Origin of the sequence: Streptomyces sp. SID13666 (genome assembly GCF_010548325.1) — a bacterium.
GTDB classification, from domain to species: domain Bacteria; phylum Actinomycetota; class Actinomycetes; order Streptomycetales; family Streptomycetaceae; genus Actinacidiphila; species Actinacidiphila fildesensis.
On sequence record NZ_JAAGLX010000023.1, the window covers coordinates 52,736 to 70,053 of the forward strand.

Sequence of the window (17,318 nt, forward strand, 5' to 3'; positions counted from 1 at the left end):
GCCCTGTCACTGTGCCGGTCAGCCGGCCCGCACCACTCGCAGCGGTCCCCCGCCGGTCAGCGAACCGACCGGGTCGCATTCGAGTCCCGGGTCCGACGCGAGCATCGCCTGCTGCAGTTCCTGCAACGCCGCGGACGGGTCGAGTCCCAGTTCCCTGCCGAGCACCACGCGCATGCGGTGGTAGGCCTCAAGGGCGCCGCCCCGGCGGCCGGCCCGGTACAGGGCGAGCATCAGCTGACCCTGCAACCTCTCGTGCGTGGGGTGTTGGGCAGCCAGCCCGGCCAGTTCGCCCAGAATCTCGTGGTGCCGGCCGAGCTGCAGATCGGCCTCGATGCGCTGGCTGAGGATGCTCATCCGCGATTCCTCCAGCCGAGTCACCTCCGCCTCCAGCAACGGGCCGACCTGCACGTCCACGAGCGCCGGGCCGCGCCACAGTGCGAGCGCCTGCTGGAACAGCAGCGCTGCCCCGGAGTGGTCGCCGGACTCCAGGGCCCGGTGGCCGGCACCCGCCAGCCGCTCGTACTCCACGGAGTCCACCACACCGCCCTGGGTGTCCAGCAGGTAGCCTCCCGCCTCGGTGACCAGGACGCTCTTGGCTCCCAGCGGCAGATCGCGCTGGTCCTCACCGGCCAGTGACCTGGTGATCAGGTTCCGGATCTGCAGGATGTACGTCTGCAGGGTGGTCTGCACGCTGCGCGGCGGATTGCCGCCCCACAACTCCTCGATCAGCGAACTCACCGAGACCACCCGGTCCGGCTGCAGGGCGAGCAGGGCGAGCACCTTGCGGGGCTTGATCGCAGTCGGGACGACTGATTGTCCCGCCTGCGTCACCCGGCAGGGGCCAAGCACACCAATGTCCATCTTCTCGGCTCCTCTCGAGGGTCAGATGGCCGGTTCCAGCGGACGCCGCTCTTCGAGCTCGGCGCGCAGCAGATCGGCCAGGTCGGCGTCCCTTACGAACAAGTGGTCCCCGGGCACCGAGCCCGTCCGGAAACCCTCGGGCGCGTAGCGGGACCAGGCATGTACCGCACCCGGCGGTACCAGCAGGTCGTCCTGGCCGGACACGGCCAGCACCGGGCACGGGAGCGGGTCTCCCGCCGCGGCCCGCAGGCCGGCGGCGAGCAGCAGATCGTCCCGCATGATCGCCATCGTGAGTTGCAGCCACTGCGGCCGGTCCAGCAGCTGGCTGGTGATGCCGCCGGACGCCCTCATCACCGAGAGCACCCGTTCGTCGGACCCTTCCGCACCCTCCAGGTCCGGCATCCCCAAGTGCGGTGCGGAGCAGGCTCCGACCGTCAGCACCTCGGGCGGACGTCCTCCCGACCTGTGGTGGTGGAGGGCGAAGGAGTAGGCGACCAGGGCGCCGAGACTGTGCCCGTAGAGGGCGTAAGGTCGGTCGAGAAAGGGCCCCAGCTCGGCTTCCAGCTCGCGCGACAACTGTTCTCCATCGGTGACGCGCTCTTCACGCAATCGCGTCTCACGTCCGGGGAGCCGTACCGGGATAACGGAAATGTCAGAGCCGAAACGATTCTGCCATCGAGCGAACGACATTGCGCCGCCACCCGCGTGGTGAAAGCAGAAGAGCCGAAGCCTGGCGGCCATTTTTGGTCTCACCGCCAGATATCCACCCACAGCCGACCGCCTCCTGGACTTGTTCCGCCCGCATCCGGACGGATGCCGCGATCGTCCACAGGCCGCCTGGAAGGTCACTGGACGCAGGCTGGAGCAGCCGGCCGGGCCTCAGCCGATACTCGCCACTCCGACCACCGCGCCGGGGTGAACCCCGTCGAGTACCGGGTCCGCGGAGAGAATCGCCCGTTGCAGGCGCTGCACCCGGGCGGAAGGCTCGAGCCCCAGCTCGTCCACGAGACCGGACCGCAGCCGGCGAAATGCCTCGAGCGCCTGCGAAGGGCGGCCGCACCGGTAGAGCGCCAGCATGAATTGTGCGTGCAGGTTCTCGTGCAGCGGGAATTCCGCGGTCAGACCGGCCAGTTCGCCGAGCAACTCATGGTGCCGGCGCATGGCCAGGTCGGCGTCGAGCCGGCGCTCCAGCGCCGCGAGGCGGCTTTCCCTCAGCCGCATCACCTCGACCTCGAGCAGCGTTCCGTGCTGCAGGTCGACCAGCGCCGGCCCCCGCCACAGGTTCAGTGCATCACTCAGCCGGCGGGAGGCCCGGGCGACGTCCCCGGCCTCGTAGGCCGCGTATCCCGCCACCGTCAGCTGGTCGAACTGCCAGGCGTCGATGGCCGCGGAGTCCATGCTCAGCTGATAGCCGCTGTGCCGGGTGGCCAGCACGTCCTTCGCTCCGGTGACCGACCCCAGCGCCGCGCTCAGTTTCCGGCGGAGCTGCAGAATGTACGTCTGCAGCGTCGTCGGAGCACTGCGCGGCAGATCGGAACCCCACAGCTCCTCCATCAACCTGGCGACAGTCACGACATGGTTGGCGTTCAGAGCGAGAACGGCCAGGATCTGCCGCGGCTTGGCGGCGCTCGGCACAATCGAAGTGCCGGCTTCGCTCGCCGTCAATGGTCCCAAGACGTTGATCTCCATCGGTGCCGTCCTCTCCCCGTTCCACGCCGCCGTTGTGTCGTCTCGACCCGGCGATCGCTGCGCACATAGGAGCACGAGCAAAGGTTCCCATCGAGGGCATTGACCTGAACAGTGAGATCTTCACGGGTTTCAGGGGAGGGCGGGATTCCGAGATCATGAAATCTTCACATGAGTTCCATGACCGACCCACTGTTCGCTGCCCGATTTTCAGCCGCACACTCCTCGGTGTACCGCCAGGAACGCATCAACCGGCCATGAACAGGTCACAGAACTGGAGAACGAGAATGGACGCAATAGAGCAGGACTGGCGCTTCGCGGAGCTGGTGGCGCTCAGTTGGATCGAGCCGGCCTTAAGCCTCCGGTACGCACAGAACCCCTCCCAGGTACTCGCCGAGTTCGGCTTGCACGTCGCCGGCGACGTCAGCACCCCCGCCCTCCCGCCGGCACCGCAACTGGCGCTGGTGATCGAGGACTTCACGGGTGAGATGAAGGCACGCGGCTCCGTCAGTTGTTTCTGCGCCAAGGGATGATCCACTAAAACCGTGCCGGCACAGGGGGATGCTGCTATGACGGAGTTCAAGGCTCATCTGCGCGCTGAGGTAATACCGGGCGAAGGGACATATCTCTTCTCCGAGCGGGACGTGAAGATGATCGACTGTCCGCAGTTGGAGCTCATGGCTCCGCTCATGGACGGCCGCCGGGGAATCAACGAGATAATCCGGGACGCCGGACGGGAACTCGCCCCGGAGCAAATCGGATACGTATTGGCGCAACTCGCCAATGCCGCACTGGTCGACTTCCGGCGTACCGCACGCACGTTGGAGAACCCGGCCAGGACGGGGCTCGCGTTCTGGGAACTGGCCGGGCTCGACGGCGCGCAGACCGCGGCCCGGCTGGCGGACGGATCGGTTCGCATTCTCACGGTCGGCGCGGTCGACGGCAGCGCGGTAAGGGCCGCGCTGCAGGCCACCGGGGTGTCGGTCCACGCCACCTCCGCGGTGACGGGGTCCAGCTGCGGAATTCCGGGCGCCGACCTGTCCGTCGTGGTCTGCGACGACTACCTGGCCAGCGAACTGGCCGCGGTCGACGCATCGCATCGCGCGGCCGGACGGCCGTGGCTGCTGGCGAAGCCGCACGGGGCCGACATCTGGCTCGGCCCCGTGTTCCAGCCGGGTGAGGGCCCGTGCTGGAACTGCCTCGCCCACCGACTGCGCGGTCACCGGGAAGTGGAGAATCACGTCCAGCGCACGTTGGGGCGTTCCGGTCCACTGCTGATTCCGCAGGCCTCCATACCCCCGAGCCAGGGGGTGGGACTGCACATGGTGGCTCTCGAAGCGGCGAAATGGATGGCTGGGCACCGCTACCACGGGCAGCAGTCCGTACTGACCCTGGACAACTTCACGATGACGGCCCGTCATCACGCGGTACAGCGCCGCCCGCAGTGCGCCTTCTGCGGGGATCCCTCTCTCAGTACCGAACGGATCGGACGTCCGCTGCCGTTGCGTTCGCGTTCCAAGGCGTACGCGAACGGCAGCGGCGACCGGTCCGCCTCTCCCGAGAACGTCCTGGCCCGCTACCGGACGCAGGTCAGCCCGCTGACCGGGGTGGTGAGCCGGCTCGACCCCGACCCGGCCGCGCCACCCGGACTCCAGGTGTACCGGGCGGGCCACAACATGGCGCTGGGGACGCCGGGGCTGCGCTCCTTGCGGCACGGCTTCCGCGGTATGAGCGCCGGCAAAGGTGTGACCTCGGTGGAGGCCGAGGTCGGGGCGCTGTGCGAGGCGCTCGAGAGGTTCTCCGGTGTGTTCACCGGCGAGGAACTGCGCGTACGCGATTCGCTGCGGAACCTCGGCGAGCCGGCCATCCACCCGAACCGCTGCCAGCTCTTCGACGAGCGCCAGTACGCGGACCGGGACCGCTGGAACGCTGCGCACGGGGACTTCCAACAGGTGAACGAGGAGTTCGACGTCACCGCCGACGTGGACTGGACACCGGTCTGGTCGCTCACCGAGCAGCGGCAGCGGCTGCTGCCGACCAGCATGCTGTACTACAACACCCCCGAATCCTCCGGCGGCGGCTTCTGCTCGGCCGACTCCAACGGGTGTGCGGCCGGAAGCAGCCTGGAGGACGCCATCGTGCAGGGCTTCCTCGAACTCGTGGAGCGCGATTCGACGGCCCTGTGGTGGTACAACCGCACCCGCCATCCGGGGCTCAGTCTCAGCGCGTTCGAGGAGCCCTGGATCGCCGAGCGGCGCTCCCTGTACGCGGGCCGGAACCGCGAGCTGTGGGCCCTGGACCTGACCGCCGACTTCGGCATCCCCGCGGTTGCGGCCCTGTCCCGGCGTACGGACAAGGAGGACGAGGACATCGTGATCGGGCTCGGCGCCCACTTCGACATGCGTGTCGCGCTGCGCCGGGCACTCACCGAGCTCGACCAGATGCTGCCCTTTGTCATGAACGCCCGCCCGGACGGCGGGGGTTACGAGTGTTCGGGCAACGACATCCTGGATTGGTGCCGTACCGCCACCGTCGCCAACCAACCGTATCTGCTGCCTGATCCGCTGGCTCCGATGTCCACCCCGGACGACTACCCGTACACCGCCCATCCGGACCTGCTCGACGACGTCATGGGAATCCAGCGCCTGGTGGAGGCCAAGGGAATGGAACTGCTCGTCCTCGATCAGACGCGGCCCGACATCGGCCTGCCGGTCGTCAAGGTCATCGTGCCGGGGCTGCGCCACTTCTGGGCCCGCTTCGCACCGGGCCGCCTGTTCGACGTTCCGGTCCTGCTCGGCCGTCGCACGACGCCGCTGGGGTACGAGAACCTCAATCCGGTTCCTCTCTTCCTCTGACATCGCGTCCGCAACACCGCATCCGAAGGAGACCTCCTGTGCATTCAGAACCACGCCCGGACGTAGGCACCGACCTGCGCAGGGTCTCCTTGTGGTCGCTACGGGAGGACGTCCATCTGGAACGGGCATCCTCCGCCGGCGGGGCGGTGCTGCACAGCCGGTGGGGGGACGTGCTCCTGACCGGTCCCGATGAGCTGGTCTACGAATCGCTGCGCAGGATGAGCTTCGGGCCGGTGGACCTGGAGAACATCCTGCGCGCCACCCCCCGGCCGCACGGCGAGATCACCGCGAGCGACCGGGCCCGCCTGCTCACACTCCTCGACAGCGTCTCCTACCTCGTCGTCCGCTCGCTGGGCCTGGACGACACCGAACCGCAACTCCTGGACATGGTCCCGATCGCCCGCGGCGCCCGGCTGGACATCCGGGCGGTGCCGCCCGACCAGCCGATCAGACTCTCCCGGTTCGCCGTACTGCAGACCAAGGACGAGCTGCTGGTCCTGGACTCGGCGCTGTCCCTGCACCGGGCGCAGTTCCGCCGGCCAGAGGCGGCCTGGGTGATCGGGGTGCTCGGCAAGGCGACCACTCTGAAAGCGGCAACGGCCGCGCTGCCGGTGGCGGAGGGCGTGGTGGCGGACATCATCGCCTACCTCGCCGCCGCCGGCATGGTCACGCTCGGCGAACAGGACGGGAACGGGGTGGTGGTCTTCGCCGAGGACCACGATCCCTCGCTCATCACCTGGACCCCGAACGAACTGCTCTTCCACACCCGCACCCGGCTCGGCCGCCATGACGGCGACTTCGGGGCCACTTTCCCCTATCTCGGCCAGCTGTCCCCGGAACCGGCGGTCAAGAGCGCGCCCGACGGCGTACGCATCCCGCTGTACCGGCCCGATCTCGACACGGTGCTGGCGGCGGACCCGCCGCTGACCGCGGTACTGGAGACCCGCCGGTCCACCCGCACCTATGCGGAGGAGCCGCTCAGTGATCGGCAACTGGGTGAGTTCCTCTACCGGATAGCGCGCATCCGTTCCCTCTACAGCAGCATCGGTCTGGAGCCCGCCTCCTATCCCGCCAGTAGCCGTCCTTATCCGAGTGGCGGATCGGCCTATGAGCTGGAGTGCTACATCACTCTCAGCCGCTGCGTGGGACTGGCGGCCGGCAATTACTACTACGACCCCTACGGCCACTGTCTGGTACGGCTGGACGACCCGTCGAACTCCGCTGCCGAACTGCTCGCACAGGCGAGCGCCGCCGCGGGTATGACCACGACGCCACAGGTCCTGATCACCATCACCGCCCGCTTCCGCAGGTTGTCATGGAAGTACAGCGGTATGTGGTACGCCCTCGCGCTCAAGCATGTGGGCGTGGTCCAGCAGACGATGTGCTTGGTCGCCACGGCGATGCGGCTCGCTCCCCTGCCGCTGGGCAGCGGAGACATCGAAACGTCGGCGCAGGCCTTCGGACTGGACTGGCGCGAGGAATCCAGTATCGGCGAGCTCCTTCTCGGCCCGCTGGCACCGGACGACACCTCCGCGGAGGCAGAAAGTGCCATGGGATACCCCGTCAATGACAGTGATTGGGGCGAACGATGCGCGGCAACAGCAGGTCATGTTCAGCCTGTAGCGAGTAGTCTTCCGGCACGGCCTGGTGCTCAGCACGATGACCGCTGATCCATTGCTGCAGGGGAGACAGGTAATGGTCGGTGTACGGGGGCAGGTACAACACGATTTGCCAGGGGGCGACATTCCTGTGCCCCGGCTCGGCCGGGCGATCGTGGCCTTGACCATGCTGGGGTATCTGCTGCTGGGAATCGTCAGCATGCTGGCCCGCCAGGTGCCGACTTCGGAGATGGCATGGGGCGCCGGCATACTCGTTGCGCTATTCCTGCTGCAGAACCTCCATTCCCTCCCCAATCGGGGCGGTGACAGACCTCGTTACTGGATCTGGACGCTGTCGATGCAGGGGCTGCTCACCTATATCCCCTTCTTGATCCTGAAGGACAGCTGGGTGGGGATGCCGGGCTACTTCGCCGGATCACTCCTGTTGTTCCTTCGTGGCAAAGTCTCCTGGCTCAGCGCGTCGGCCGTGGCGATCAGCATGTTCTTCATCGAACAGCACCTCGGGTCCGACGGGTTCAGCGCCTTCTACTACGCGTGTGGTGTCGGCACCATCGGCCTCTCCGTCTTCGGCCTCACCCGGCTGGGAGACCTGCTGGTGGAGGTACAGGCCGCCCGCGCCGAACTCGCCCGGCTGGCGGTGGCCCGGGAGCGGGACCGGGTCGCCAGGGATCTGCACGATCTGCTCGGCTACAGCCTCTCCGCGATCACCCTCAAGGGGGAGCTCGTCTACCGGCTGGTCAACAGCCACCCGGAACGCGCCTGTGAGGAGATCTCGACGATGCTGGCCATCTCCCGCCAGGCACTGTCCGACGTCCGCATGGTGGCGAGCAGTTACCGCGACATGTCGCTGGCCGCCGAGATAGCCGCCACCCGGGCCGTGCTGGTCTCGGCCGACATAGCCACCGTGGTGACCGTCGACTGCGGCCCGCTCGAGGACCGGGTCAACACCGTGCTCTCCACCGTGCTGCGTGAGGGGGTGTCGAATCTGCTGCGGCACAGCAAGGCGCAGAACTGCGTCATAGAAGCGATCCTGGACAAGGGCGTGGTGCGCCTGCGGGTGGAGAACGACGGGCTCAACACCTCCCCGTCCGTCACCGCCCGGCGCGACGGCAGGGGCCTCGACAACCTCTGTACGAGACTCGGCGAGCTGGGCGGCACGCTCAACGCCGCGGCCGCCGAGGACGGCTGGTTCCGGCTGACCGCCCTGGTACCGCTGAGTGGCGCGGCGGCGTAGAGCTCACGCCGGGCCGTTACAGCCAACCGGCGTCGCGGGCGATCCTGATGGCGTCGACCTTGTTACGCGCGTTGAGCTTGGCGAGAATCGTCGTCAGATAGTTGCGGACCGTGCCGACCGACAGGAACAGCCGGGCGGCTATTTCCACCGCCTCCGCACCGTTGGCGGTGAGCCGGAGGACTTCGACCTCCCGCCGGGTGAGCGGGTTCTCGCCGGTGTCCCAGGCGGCCAGGGCCAGTTGGGAGTCGATCACCCGCTCTCCGGCGCGCACGCTGCGGATCGCCTGGGCCAGTTTGGCCGGCGGCGCGTCCTTGAGGATGAAACCGGAGACATGCGCGTCCAGGGCCCGGCGGAGGTTGCCGGGTCTGCCGAGGCTCGTGAGGATCAACGTCCGGCACGACGGCATCTGCTCATGCAGGTCCGCGGCGGCGGTCAGACCGTCGATGCCCGGCAGGTCGATGTCGATCACTGCCACATCGGGGCGTGTCCGAACGGAGGTGGGCACGATCTCGTCCCCGGACTCGACCTCCGCGATGACCTTGATGTCGACCTCGAGGTTCAGCAGGGCGACCAGCGCACCGCGGACCATGTGCATGTCCTCCGCGAGGAGAACGTGAATCATGCGTCGCGCCTCCCGGCTCCCAACTGCCAACTTCCGGGTCACAGGATCGCAGATTCAGCCACGTTAGGCATACGGATGAGCAGATTACGTGAACGGCCGATACCAATGGTCGCAGGAAACGACCTCCGGCCCGGTCCTGAGCCGGTCCTACCCGTGCCGCACCAGACGTTTGAGGTCCGGGTCGACGACCTCGTGCAGGGGGCGGAGCCGGTCGGTGAGGAACAGCTGGCGCATGGCGGCGCGTTGCAGTTTTCCGCTGGTGGTCCGGCGGACCGTCCCGGGCCGGACCAGCACCACGTTCCGCACCGGCATCGCGAACTCCCGCGACACGCTCTGCTGGACCGCCGACACCAGGCCGGGCAGATCCGCGTCGAAGGTGCGCCCTGACCTCACCTCCTGGACGACCACCACATGCTCGCGGTCGGAGTCGACGGCGAAGACCACCGTCGAGCTGAACAGGGCGCTCACCCGCTGGACGGTGCGCTCCACGTCCTGCGGGTACAGATTGCGCCCGGCGACGATCATGACGTCCTTCAGCCGGCCGGTGACGAACAGCTCGCCGTCCCGCACCACTCCGAGGTCCCCGGTGCGCAGGAAGCCGCTCTCACCGGTCGAGGTGACCGCCTGGAATGAGTACGCGGTCTCCGATGGCCGGTTCCAGTACCCCTGGGCGACGCTGTCGCCACGGATCCAGATCTCGCCTATCGCCCCGGGCATCTTCACCCGGCCGCTCTCCGGGTCGACGATCCGCAGGTCGAAGTCCCGGACCAGACCGGAGCCGACGAGGGTGCGGACGGACCGGCCGGGCATGGGGTCCTCCAGCCGGTGCCGCTCCAGCGCGCCGGCGTCCACCGGCAGCTGGGGCGCCCGGCTGCCGGGGATGCCGCCGGACACCAGCAGCGTCGCCTCCGCCATGCCGTAGCAGGGGTAGAGCGCGGAAGGGTCGAGACCGGCGGGCTTGAACTTCTCGGCGAAGGCGCACAGCGTCTCCGCCCGCACCGGCTCGGCCCCGTTGACGGCGTTCTCCCAGCGGGAGAGGTCCAGTTCGGCGACCTGCTCGTCGGTGACGCGCTGTACGCACAGCTCATAGGCGAAGTTGGGGCCGCCGCCGGTGGTGATCCCGTACTCGGAGACCATCTGCAGCCAGCGCACCGGACGCCGTACGAAGCTCATCGCCGGCATGATCACGCCCTGCGCGCCCAGCCACAGCGGGTGCAGCAGATGGCCGACCAGGCCCATGTCGTGGTGGAAGGGCAGCCAGCCGCCGATCCTGGACCTGGCCCCGGTGCCCATCGCCCGCTGGATCGCCCGCTGGTTGGCGAGCAGATTGCGGTGCGAGATCATCACGCCCTTGGGCTCGCTGGTGGAGCCCGAGGTGTACTGCAGGAAGGCGAGGTCGTCCAGCGAGAGGTCCGGGCGCCGCCAGTCGTCCGGGTCGGCCGGCGCGATGGCGTCGGCGGGCAGCGCGTCGGTCGCCAGGCACACCACGTCGCCGTGGCCGGCCTCGGCCAGCAGCTGGGAGATGACCGGCGCGTGCCGGGAGTCGGTGAGCGCGAACGACGCGGCGGAGTCCTTGACGATGCCGGCGACGCGTTCGATGTGCCGGCGGGTACCGCCCGGCGGCGGGGCGGGCACCGCGACCGCTCCGGCGTACAGACAGCCGAGGAAGCAGGCGATGAACAGCGGACCCTGGTCCTGGAGTATCAACACCCGCTTACCGGCCGCGTTGTGGTCCTGCAGCCAGGCGCCCAGCCGCCGGGCCTCCCGGTCGAGGCGGCCGTAGGTGATCCGGTCGACGGTCGCGGCCCCGTCGCGTCCCTCCCCGGTGAAGGCGAAGGCCTCTTGGCCGGTCCGCGCCTGCGCTTGCTGCCGCACTAATTCTGCGAAGTCCGCTTGTCCAGACAAGGCTGCTCCCCCGTTGGCGTCGCCGTACGGGGTCAGAATGAGCTCGTCGCCTCAAACCCGCCTTGAACCTGAGTGGTCAGGGGCGTTCGAACTCGTGGACAAGGCCCAGCTGGCGGGCGGCTTCCCGTTCGAAGGCACTCAGCGGGACGTCCGGACGGACCGTCTCCGGGTGCCCGTCGGCAGGGCCCGCGTAGCCGGCGATCGGGTCTGCGTAGTCGTGGCCCGGCTTACGCTGCTGCCGTCCCAGCCCCGCGGTCCGGCCCGACGGGTAGAGGTACGGGGTGATGGGCACGTAGAACGTCCCGTAGGTCACCAACGCCCGGTAGACCGGGCCCAGGAAGTAGGTGACAGACCACTTGGCGAGCTGGCTCATCTAAGGCCTCCGTGGGATTCCGCGCCTCCGTCCGGCGCTGCGTCCATGGTGTCCGCAGCCGCTCAAGGACGACTCCAGCACGAGTCATGGAAGTTCTGATCCGGTTCCACCGGATCTCCTTGACGGGACGTCGACCGGATCACGAGCCCGGCGGCGGACGCTCGGCCGGGGCGCGCTCCGGCGCTCCACCGCCCCCGAGGAGTGTCACTGTGACCACCTACCCGCCGCCCCGGCCGTCCGCGACGCAGGTGCCACCGGCCTACGAGGAACTCCGCGCGGGCTGCCCGGTCGCCCGGGTCACCCTGCCCAGTGGCGACCCGGGATATCTGGTGAGCCGCTACGAGGATGTCCGTGAAGTGCTCGGCGGCGCCGACTTCAGCCGAGCGGCCACCGTCCTCCCGGAGGCGCCGAAACTGACCGCGATGCCGTTCGACGCCGGCGGTCTGTTCACCCTGGACCCGCCCGAGCACACCCGTCTGCGGGCCCTGGTCACCGCCGAGTTCACCGCGGGCCGGGTGCGCGCGCTGCGGCCGCGGATCGAGCAGGCCGCCGAGCGGCTCGTCGACGAGATGATCACCGCGGGCGAGGGCGTCGACCTCATCGGCGCCTACGCGTTCCCGCTGCCCGCCTTCGTCATCTGCGAACTGCTGGGGGTGCCCTACGAGGACCGGGACCGCTTCCGCGGCTGGTCCGACGCGCTGCTGTCGCTCACCGCGCACTCCCCCGAGGTGATGCGGGCCAACCGCGACGAACTGGTGGGGTATCTCGCGGACCTGGTCGGCGCCAAGCGCCTCGAGCCCGGCGACGATCTGCTCAGCGCGCTGGTGCAGGCGCACGACGAGCACGGCAGCCTCAGTCATCTGGAACTCCTCACGATGGCGATGACGCTGCTGGTCGCGGGGCACGAGACGACCGCCGGAATGATCGGCACCTGCGCGTTCACCCTGCTGCGCGAGCCGGACGGCTTCGCGGCGCTGCTGCGCCGGCCCGCCTCCGTGGTGGAGGAACTGCTCCGCTACAACCCGATGGGCGACGGCGGCCCGCTGCGCGTGACGCTGCGGGACACCGAGGTCGCGGGCGTGCCGATCCCCGCCAACAGCGCCGTCATCGCGTCGATCTGCTCCGCCAACCGCGACGAGCGGGTCTTCCCGGACGCGGACAGCCTCCACCCCGGCCGGCCCGGCCCGTCGCATCTGGCGTTCGGTCACGGTGTGCACCACTGCCTGGGCGCGCCGCTGGCCCGCGCCGAACTGGAGATCGCGCTGACGACGCTGGCCCGCGCGCTGCCGAAGCTGCGGCTGGCCGTTCCCGAGCAGGACATCACGATGCACACTGGACTGCTGGTGAACCGGCTGACGGCGCTGCCGGTCACCTGGTGACGTAGCCGGCCGCGTCCCGCGGTCCGTAACCGCAGGCGCGGTCCCAGCCGATGTGCCCGAGCCAGGCCAGGCCCGCGACGGCGAGGCGGCGGCGGCCGGTGAGGGCCGCCGCCGTCAGCAGGACGGCCGGGACCGCGGGCGAGTGCAGCACGTTGTACGGGCGCACCGCGTAGGACGGCATCCGGTGCCAGGTGGGCGCTCCGGCGATGCCGAGCAGCAGGGCGGTGTCCGGCACCACCGCGCAGAACCACAGCACCTTGTCGTGTCTCCCGCCCAGCGCCACCGCGCCGCCCAGCGCGCCCAGGCCCACTGCCAGGCTCACCGCGCGCGCGACGGGGTGGCGGTGCGCCCAGGTGGCCGGAGCGCCGCTCCAGCGGGCCGTAGCGGGGGCCGACGGCGGGGCCGGGGGCCGGCCCCGCGAGGCGGTGTGCGTGACCGGCGGGGCGGTTGCGCCGCGGGGGTTCAGGGTCATCAGGCGGCTTCCGGTACCGCGCCGGGCGTCGCCGGCGCGGCGGCGGCGACCGCGGCCCCCAGCAGCAGCCCGCGGGTGTGGTCGAGGTGGGCGGGCGCGCCGTGCACGTCGTCGAGGACCGTCACCTCGCCCGGGACGGCCGCTCTGCGGAGCACGGCGGCCTCGCCCAGCGGCACGATCTCGTCGCGCAGCGCGGCGATGTAGTGGACGGGGATCCGCAGCGCGCCGAGCTCCTCGTCGGTGAGGCCCCAGCCGCGGGTGTACCCGAAGACGAGGGACGGCGGGACGCCGGTGGTGTGGGCCAGCGCGGCGAGGGTGGTGCGGGGCACCTGGCGCTGCCAGGCCTCGTCCTCGAAGAAGAGCCGCAGCGGGGCGCCCACGGTGGCGACGCAGGCCAGCCGGGAGTCCACCAGGGCGCAGCGCAGCGCGAGATGGCCGCCGAAGCTGAGCGCGATGGCGGCGGTGCGGCTGACATCGGCGCGGCCGGACAGCGCGTCGAGGATCGCCGAGAGCATGCGCGGGGAGCGCGGCCCGTACGGCACGGTGTTCTCGCCCACGCCGGGCAGTTCGGTGACGGCGAGCGCGACGCCGAACGCCTCGGCGTGCACCAGCAGCGGCGCCCACTGCTCCTTGACGCTGACGATGCCACCCATGACGACGATCAGCGGTTTCGGGTCGGTGGCCGACAGCCCGGCGGTCCAGCAGACGGCGGTGCCGTCCTCCAGCGGGACCTCCAACCGCTCGATGCCCGCGCCCTGTTCCGCCCGCCAGGTGTCGAACGCGGCGACGCAGCGGCGCTGGGCCTCCTGGCGGGGCGCGTCCCCGGGGTACGGGAAGCGGGCCATGGCGTAGTGGCGGGAGGCCTCCAGGTGCAGTCCCTGGCCGGTGAGCCGGTCGCCCTCCGCGCTCCAGACGCGTCCCCAGGAGCGCGGACGGTCGCCCCACGGCTCGGTGATCCGGGCCAGCAGCTCCTGGGCGGCGCCGGGTTCGATGCCCTGGGCCTGTGCGTGCAGCAGGGACAGCCCGCGCAGTTCCTCCAGGCCGATGGCGTCGTCGGCACCGAGCCGTGTGGTCATGTCCGCGCCTCCTGCTCGTGCTCGTCGTGGTCCTCGCGCCGTGCGCCGCGGGCCCGCTCGGCCCGCTGGTCGGCGAAGTACGCCGGTTCCAGCATCCGGGCGCGCAGCCGGGCGGAGGTGTCCAACGCCCGGTAGACGCCGCGGCGCACCGCCACGGCGGCCGGGGCCGACCAGGTGAAGATCCGCTCCTGGCGCAGTTGCAGCCGCCGGGAACGGGCCACCTCGCGGGACCGCTGTCGCTGGAACTGTCCCGTGGCGCGGTCGAGTCCGGCTGGTTCCCCGCTGTGGAGCGCCGCGGCGGCGAGCGGCGCGAGGGCTGCGGCGTCTGCGAGGGCGTGGTTGACGCCCTGGCCGAGGACGGGCGACAGGGTGTGCGCGGCGTCGCCGATCAGTACGACGCCCGGCGCCGACCAATGCGGCACGGTGGTGCTGAAGATGTCCAGCAGCGCGGTGTCGGACCAGTCCCGCAGCGTCTGCCGGGCGGGCTCCGCCAGTTCGGGGGCGAGTTCACCGAGCCGGCCGTGCAGCGCGTCCAGTCCTGACCTGCGCAGTTCGCGCAGCCCGCCCTTGGGGATGTTGAGGCCCACCCGGACGGTGCCGCCGGAGTCGGGGAGCAGCAGGGCGTGCCGGTCGCCGCGGATCCGGATCCGGTAGGCCGCGTCCGTCCACTCGACGGGGCGCGGCAGCCGCATCCAGATCACGTCCCGGTCCAGCGGCCGTACCCGGGCGTCGAGTTCGGCGAGTTTGCGGATCCTGCCGTAACGGCCGTCCGCGCCGACGGTGAGCCGGGCGCGGATCTCGCACTCCGCCCCGCCGGGCCCGGCGGCCCGCACGCCGGTGGTCCGGCCGTCCGCGGACAGCAGGCCCTTGGCGGTCCAGCCGCGCAGCATCCGGAAGCCGTCCTGGCACCGCGCCGCGGCCTCGATCTCCGCGAGCAGCAGGGACTGCGGGATCTCCAGCGGGAATCGGTACGGATAGGGGAAGGACTCGAAGCCGACGTCGAGTACGGTCCTGCCGCCGTCGGCGACCTCCAGCCGGCGCACCGGCAGGGCGATGGCGCGCAATTGTTCCAGGACGCCGCAGCGGTCCAGCAGCCGGACGCCGTCCGGGGACAGCGACTCGCCGCGGAAGTCGCGGCGGCCGCCGGCGGAGCGTTCCAGCACGGTCGTGCGCACCCCGAGCCGTACCAGTGCGAGGGCCAGCGCGAGTCCGGCCGGCCCGCCGCCGACCACGACCACGTCGGTCCCGGCGGGCGGCGGGGCGGCGGTCACGCCGCCACTCCGGCTCCGGTCAGCGGCACGTCGGTCGCGGCGGTGGCCTCGGCGGCCGGCTGCGGCGCCTCGGCCGGCTGGTGCAGCAGCGCGGTGACCAGGCCCTCGTCGAGCATGGTGCCGGCCCGGGTGTCGTCGGTGTCACCGAATCCCGCGTCGTACAGCGCCCAGCTGGCGGTGTAGCGGCCTTCGACACGGCAGGTGCCGAACGCCCACTCCTCACCGGTGCCGGGCGAGCCGTCCGGTCTGAGCACTTGGACGGGATGGCCGCTCGGCCCGAAGCCGAACTCGTTGAACCGGAACCGCATGCCCTGGCCGATGGCCTTGCTGTACGCCTCCTTCAGCGTCCACAGCCGCACCATCTCCTGGTTGCGGTCGCTCTCCCTGACCTGGGACAGCATGGTGCGCTCGTACGGGGTGCACACCTGCCGTTCGATGCCGGAGACCAGCATGGAGCGGTCCTCCAGCTCGGCGTCCACGCCGATCCAGCCGCGCCGGGTAATGCCGACCAGCAGCAGTTCCTCGGTGTGGCTGAGGCTGATGTCGATCTGGTCGCAGCCGCGCAGGTACGGGCGGCCACCGGGCTTGTAGGCCAGCTCCACGGTGGCCGGCGGTGCCTGGATCGCCTGCGCCGCCACGTGTTTGAGCAGCAGCCGGGAGGCGGCGAAGCGCTCCCGCACATGGTGGTGGCGCATCGCCTGGTAGCGGTGCCAGTCCCGTCCGAGGACCGGGCGCAGCTCCGGGTCGTCGAGGTTCTCGGGCACCCAGTCCGACAGCAGGGCGTGGACCATGACGCTGCCACGCTCGTCCAGCGCCTCAACCACGCGGTGCCACGGGCCTTCCGGACTGGTCACCCTGATGGGCCGGCCGATCACCGGAACGGCGTTGGGGGGCGTCCCACCCCCCGGGAAGAGCGGCATCGCATGCCTCCAGGAGTAGTGCCAGGTCGTCCAGTACGTCGGCGGCCGCCGCGCCGTCGAGCACGCGGTGGTCGAAGGTCAGACCCAGGCGCAGCACCGGCGCCACGGCGACACGCGTCGCACGGGCCACCGGAACCTCGGCGATCCGGCCCGCGGTCAGGGTGACCGCGGTACCACCGTAGGAGTGGAAGGTGTCCACCCTGCGGTGGCCGAGAGAGCTGACCGCCACGGTCCCGAGCAGTTCGGCCCGGCGGGCCCCGCTGCTCACGGCCGTCCGGAAGGCGAGGTGCCCGAGCGGCGGGGGCAGCCGGCCGAGCCGGCGCACCCCCTCCGCTCCCGGCAGGTCCTCGGCGGCTCCGTTCCGGTAGCGGTCGACGAGTTGCTGGATTCCGGCCAGGTCCAGCCGGTCCACGTCGGGCAGCACCGCCACGCGCACCGCGCGCCGGCCCTCGTCGGCGGTTCCGCTGTCGATGGCCAGCTTCGCGTGCACCCGTTCGTAGCGCAGGGTGCGCGGCACGATACCGCCGGCCGTCGTCGCGTTGGCCTCCGGGTGGTCGGCCAGTACCCGGCCGGCGGCGTACAGCAGATAGCTCACGACGGAGTACCGGCGGCCCTCGGCACGGGCCGCGGCCCGGTGTGCCTGGACGCCGGTCATGTCGATGTCGGCGCCCAGGTGCACGGGGGCCGCGGCACGGGCCCACCGCAGGAAGTACCGGGTGTGGCGGCGGGCCCGGTCGGACCGCGCGGTGTCCTGACGTGCCGTGGTCCGGCCTGTCCCGGCCTGACCCGACGCGGCCTGGGGCGTCACAGCCCCACCGCCAGCGCGTGGATCTCGGCGAGGGTGCCGGCCGTGACGACCTCGGCCACCGGCAGCGGCCTTCCGGCCTCCTCCTCCAGCACCGCGACGAGCCGGAACAGCAGCAGCGAGTCCCAGCCGGGGAGCGCCTCCAGTGGCGCCCCGGCGTCCTCCGGGCGCAGGAACAGGCCCAGTTCCCGGTTGAGCAGGGTGATCATGTCCTCGACTCCTGTCACTGTGCCTCCTCCT

17 protein-coding genes are annotated in these 17,318 nt (G+C 70.6%); 5 read left to right on the plus strand and 12 right to left on the minus strand.

Annotation, left to right across the window (positions count from 1 at the left end):
* Positions 1 to 18: 18 nt before the first annotated feature.
* The 3 genes from G3I60_RS26140 to G3I60_RS26150 form a co-directional block, all read right to left on the minus strand.
* Positions 19 to 861 (minus strand): AfsR/SARP family transcriptional regulator, encoded by an 843-nt coding sequence (locus G3I60_RS26140; RefSeq protein ID WP_138356848.1) that lies wholly within the window; start codon positions 859 to 861, stop codon positions 19 to 21.
* A 21-nt stretch (positions 862 to 882) separates the two neighbouring features.
* Complete coding sequence (locus G3I60_RS26145) at positions 883 to 1,602, minus strand: thioesterase II family protein (RefSeq protein WP_138356849.1); 720 nt, start codon at positions 1,600 to 1,602, stop codon at positions 883 to 885.
* Positions 1,603 to 1,740: 138 nt separating this feature from the next.
* Entirely contained in the window at positions 1,741 to 2,550 is an 810-nt protein-coding gene (locus G3I60_RS26150) for an AfsR/SARP family transcriptional regulator (protein WP_138356850.1), read from the minus strand.
* A gap of 284 nt (positions 2,551 to 2,834) precedes the next feature.
* On the opposite strand from G3I60_RS26150, the gene G3I60_RS26155 reads away from it, so the two are divergent.
* From G3I60_RS26155 to G3I60_RS26170, 4 genes are all read left to right on the plus strand, one after another.
* A complete protein-coding gene (locus G3I60_RS26155) occupies positions 2,835 to 3,080 on the plus strand; it encodes a hypothetical protein (RefSeq protein ID WP_138356851.1) in 246 nt (81 codons plus the stop codon).
* Between the two features lie 36 nt (positions 3,081 to 3,116).
* Entirely contained in the window at positions 3,117 to 5,402 is a 2,286-nt protein-coding gene (locus tag G3I60_RS26160; protein ID WP_164293520.1) for a TOMM precursor leader peptide-binding protein, read from the plus strand.
* A 38-nt stretch (positions 5,403 to 5,440) separates the two neighbouring features.
* On the plus strand, positions 5,441 to 7,072 hold the full coding sequence (locus G3I60_RS46875) for a SagB family peptide dehydrogenase (protein WP_138356853.1): 1,632 nt from the start codon (positions 5,441 to 5,443) through the stop codon (positions 7,070 to 7,072).
* A 115-nt stretch (positions 7,073 to 7,187) separates the two neighbouring features.
* A complete protein-coding gene (locus tag G3I60_RS26170) occupies positions 7,188 to 8,255 on the plus strand; it encodes a sensor histidine kinase (RefSeq protein ID WP_232485772.1) in 1,068 nt (355 codons plus the stop codon).
* Positions 8,256 to 8,271: 16 nt separating this feature from the next.
* Here G3I60_RS26170 and G3I60_RS26175 read toward each other — a convergent pair whose 3' ends face one another.
* From G3I60_RS26175 to G3I60_RS26185, 3 genes are all read right to left on the minus strand, one after another.
* Entirely contained in the window at positions 8,272 to 8,877 is a 606-nt protein-coding gene (locus tag G3I60_RS26175) for a DNA-binding response regulator (RefSeq protein ID WP_138356855.1), read from the minus strand.
* Positions 8,878 to 9,024: 147 nt separating this feature from the next.
* A complete protein-coding gene (locus G3I60_RS26180; RefSeq protein WP_164293518.1) occupies positions 9,025 to 10,752 on the minus strand; it encodes a fatty acyl-AMP ligase in 1,728 nt (575 codons plus the stop codon).
* Positions 10,753 to 10,858: 106 nt separating this feature from the next.
* The gene (locus tag G3I60_RS26185; RefSeq protein ID WP_138356856.1) at positions 10,859 to 11,155 is read right to left on the minus strand and encodes a DUF6059 family protein; all 297 of its coding nucleotides are present in this window, start codon (positions 11,153 to 11,155) and stop codon (positions 10,859 to 10,861) included.
* A gap of 209 nt (positions 11,156 to 11,364) precedes the next feature.
* Here G3I60_RS26185 and G3I60_RS46880 point away from each other — a divergent pair, with 209 nt between their 5' ends.
* Positions 11,365 to 12,534 carry a cytochrome P450 gene (locus tag G3I60_RS46880; protein ID WP_343240936.1) on the plus strand — a complete coding sequence of 390 codons (1,170 nt, stop codon included), beginning with the start codon at positions 11,365 to 11,367 and terminating at the stop codon, positions 12,532 to 12,534.
* Here G3I60_RS46880 and G3I60_RS26195 read toward each other — a convergent pair.
* From G3I60_RS26195 to G3I60_RS26220, 6 genes are read right to left on the minus strand one after another with little or no spacing between them, the layout of a single operon-like run.
* Complete coding sequence (locus G3I60_RS26195; protein ID WP_164607792.1) at positions 12,524 to 13,006, minus strand: DUF4260 family protein; 483 nt, start codon at positions 13,004 to 13,006, stop codon at positions 12,524 to 12,526. The two genes, G3I60_RS46880 and G3I60_RS26195, sit on opposite strands and share 11 nt — an antisense overlap.
* Positions 13,006 to 14,082 carry an alpha/beta hydrolase gene (locus G3I60_RS26200; protein ID WP_164607793.1) on the minus strand — a complete coding sequence of 359 codons (1,077 nt, stop codon included), beginning with the start codon at positions 14,080 to 14,082 and terminating at the stop codon, positions 13,006 to 13,008. The genes G3I60_RS26195 and G3I60_RS26200 overlap by 1 nt, the downstream gene beginning before the upstream one ends.
* Entirely contained in the window at positions 14,079 to 15,353 is a 1,275-nt protein-coding gene (locus tag G3I60_RS26205; RefSeq protein WP_343240935.1) for an FAD-dependent monooxygenase, read from the minus strand. The genes G3I60_RS26200 and G3I60_RS26205 overlap by 4 nt, the downstream gene beginning before the upstream one ends.
* Complete coding sequence (locus G3I60_RS26210; RefSeq protein WP_244809605.1) at positions 15,350 to 16,177, minus strand: 4'-phosphopantetheinyl transferase superfamily protein; 828 nt, start codon at positions 16,175 to 16,177, stop codon at positions 15,350 to 15,352. The genes G3I60_RS26205 and G3I60_RS26210 overlap by 4 nt, the downstream gene beginning before the upstream one ends.
* On the minus strand, positions 16,170 to 17,081 hold the full coding sequence (locus G3I60_RS26215; protein WP_203673877.1) for a 2-oxo acid dehydrogenase subunit E2: 912 nt from the start codon (positions 17,079 to 17,081) through the stop codon (positions 16,170 to 16,172). The genes G3I60_RS26210 and G3I60_RS26215 overlap by 8 nt, the downstream gene beginning before the upstream one ends.
* Positions 17,078 to 17,305, minus strand: coding sequence for a phosphopantetheine-binding protein (locus G3I60_RS26220; RefSeq protein WP_164293515.1), 228 nt, complete (start codon positions 17,303 to 17,305; stop codon positions 17,078 to 17,080). Before G3I60_RS26220 ends, G3I60_RS26215 begins: the two co-directional genes overlap by 4 nt.
* Positions 17,306 to 17,318 lie beyond the last annotated feature (13 nt).

Bases quoted from the DNA above. Each gene is read 5' to 3' on its own strand.
- G3I60_RS26140 (WP_138356848.1), bottom strand. From the start codon at position 861: ATGGACATTGGTGTGCTTGGCCCCTGCCGGGTGACGCAGGCGGGACAA.
- G3I60_RS26145 (WP_138356849.1), bottom strand. From the start codon at position 1,602: ATGGCCGCCAGGCTTCGGCTCTTCTGCTTTCACCACGCGGGTGGCGGC.
- G3I60_RS26150 (WP_138356850.1), bottom strand. From the start codon at position 2,550: ATGGAGATCAACGTCTTGGGACCATTGACGGCGAGCGAAGCCGGCACT.
- G3I60_RS26155 (WP_138356851.1), top strand. From the start codon at position 2,835: ATGGACGCAATAGAGCAGGACTGGCGCTTCGCGGAGCTGGTGGCGCTC.
- G3I60_RS26160 (WP_164293520.1), top strand. From the start codon at position 3,117: ATGACGGAGTTCAAGGCTCATCTGCGCGCTGAGGTAATACCGGGCGAA.
- G3I60_RS26170 (WP_232485772.1), top strand. From the start codon at position 7,188: ATGCTGGGGTATCTGCTGCTGGGAATCGTCAGCATGCTGGCCCGCCAG.
- G3I60_RS26175 (WP_138356855.1), bottom strand. From the start codon at position 8,877: ATGATTCACGTTCTCCTCGCGGAGGACATGCACATGGTCCGCGGTGCG.
- G3I60_RS26185 (WP_138356856.1), bottom strand. From the start codon at position 11,155: ATGAGCCAGCTCGCCAAGTGGTCTGTCACCTACTTCCTGGGCCCGGTC.
- G3I60_RS26195 (WP_164607792.1), bottom strand. From the start codon at position 13,006: ATGACCCTGAACCCCCGCGGCGCAACCGCCCCGCCGGTCACGCACACC.
- G3I60_RS26200 (WP_164607793.1), bottom strand. From the start codon at position 14,082: ATGACCACACGGCTCGGTGCCGACGACGCCATCGGCCTGGAGGAACTG.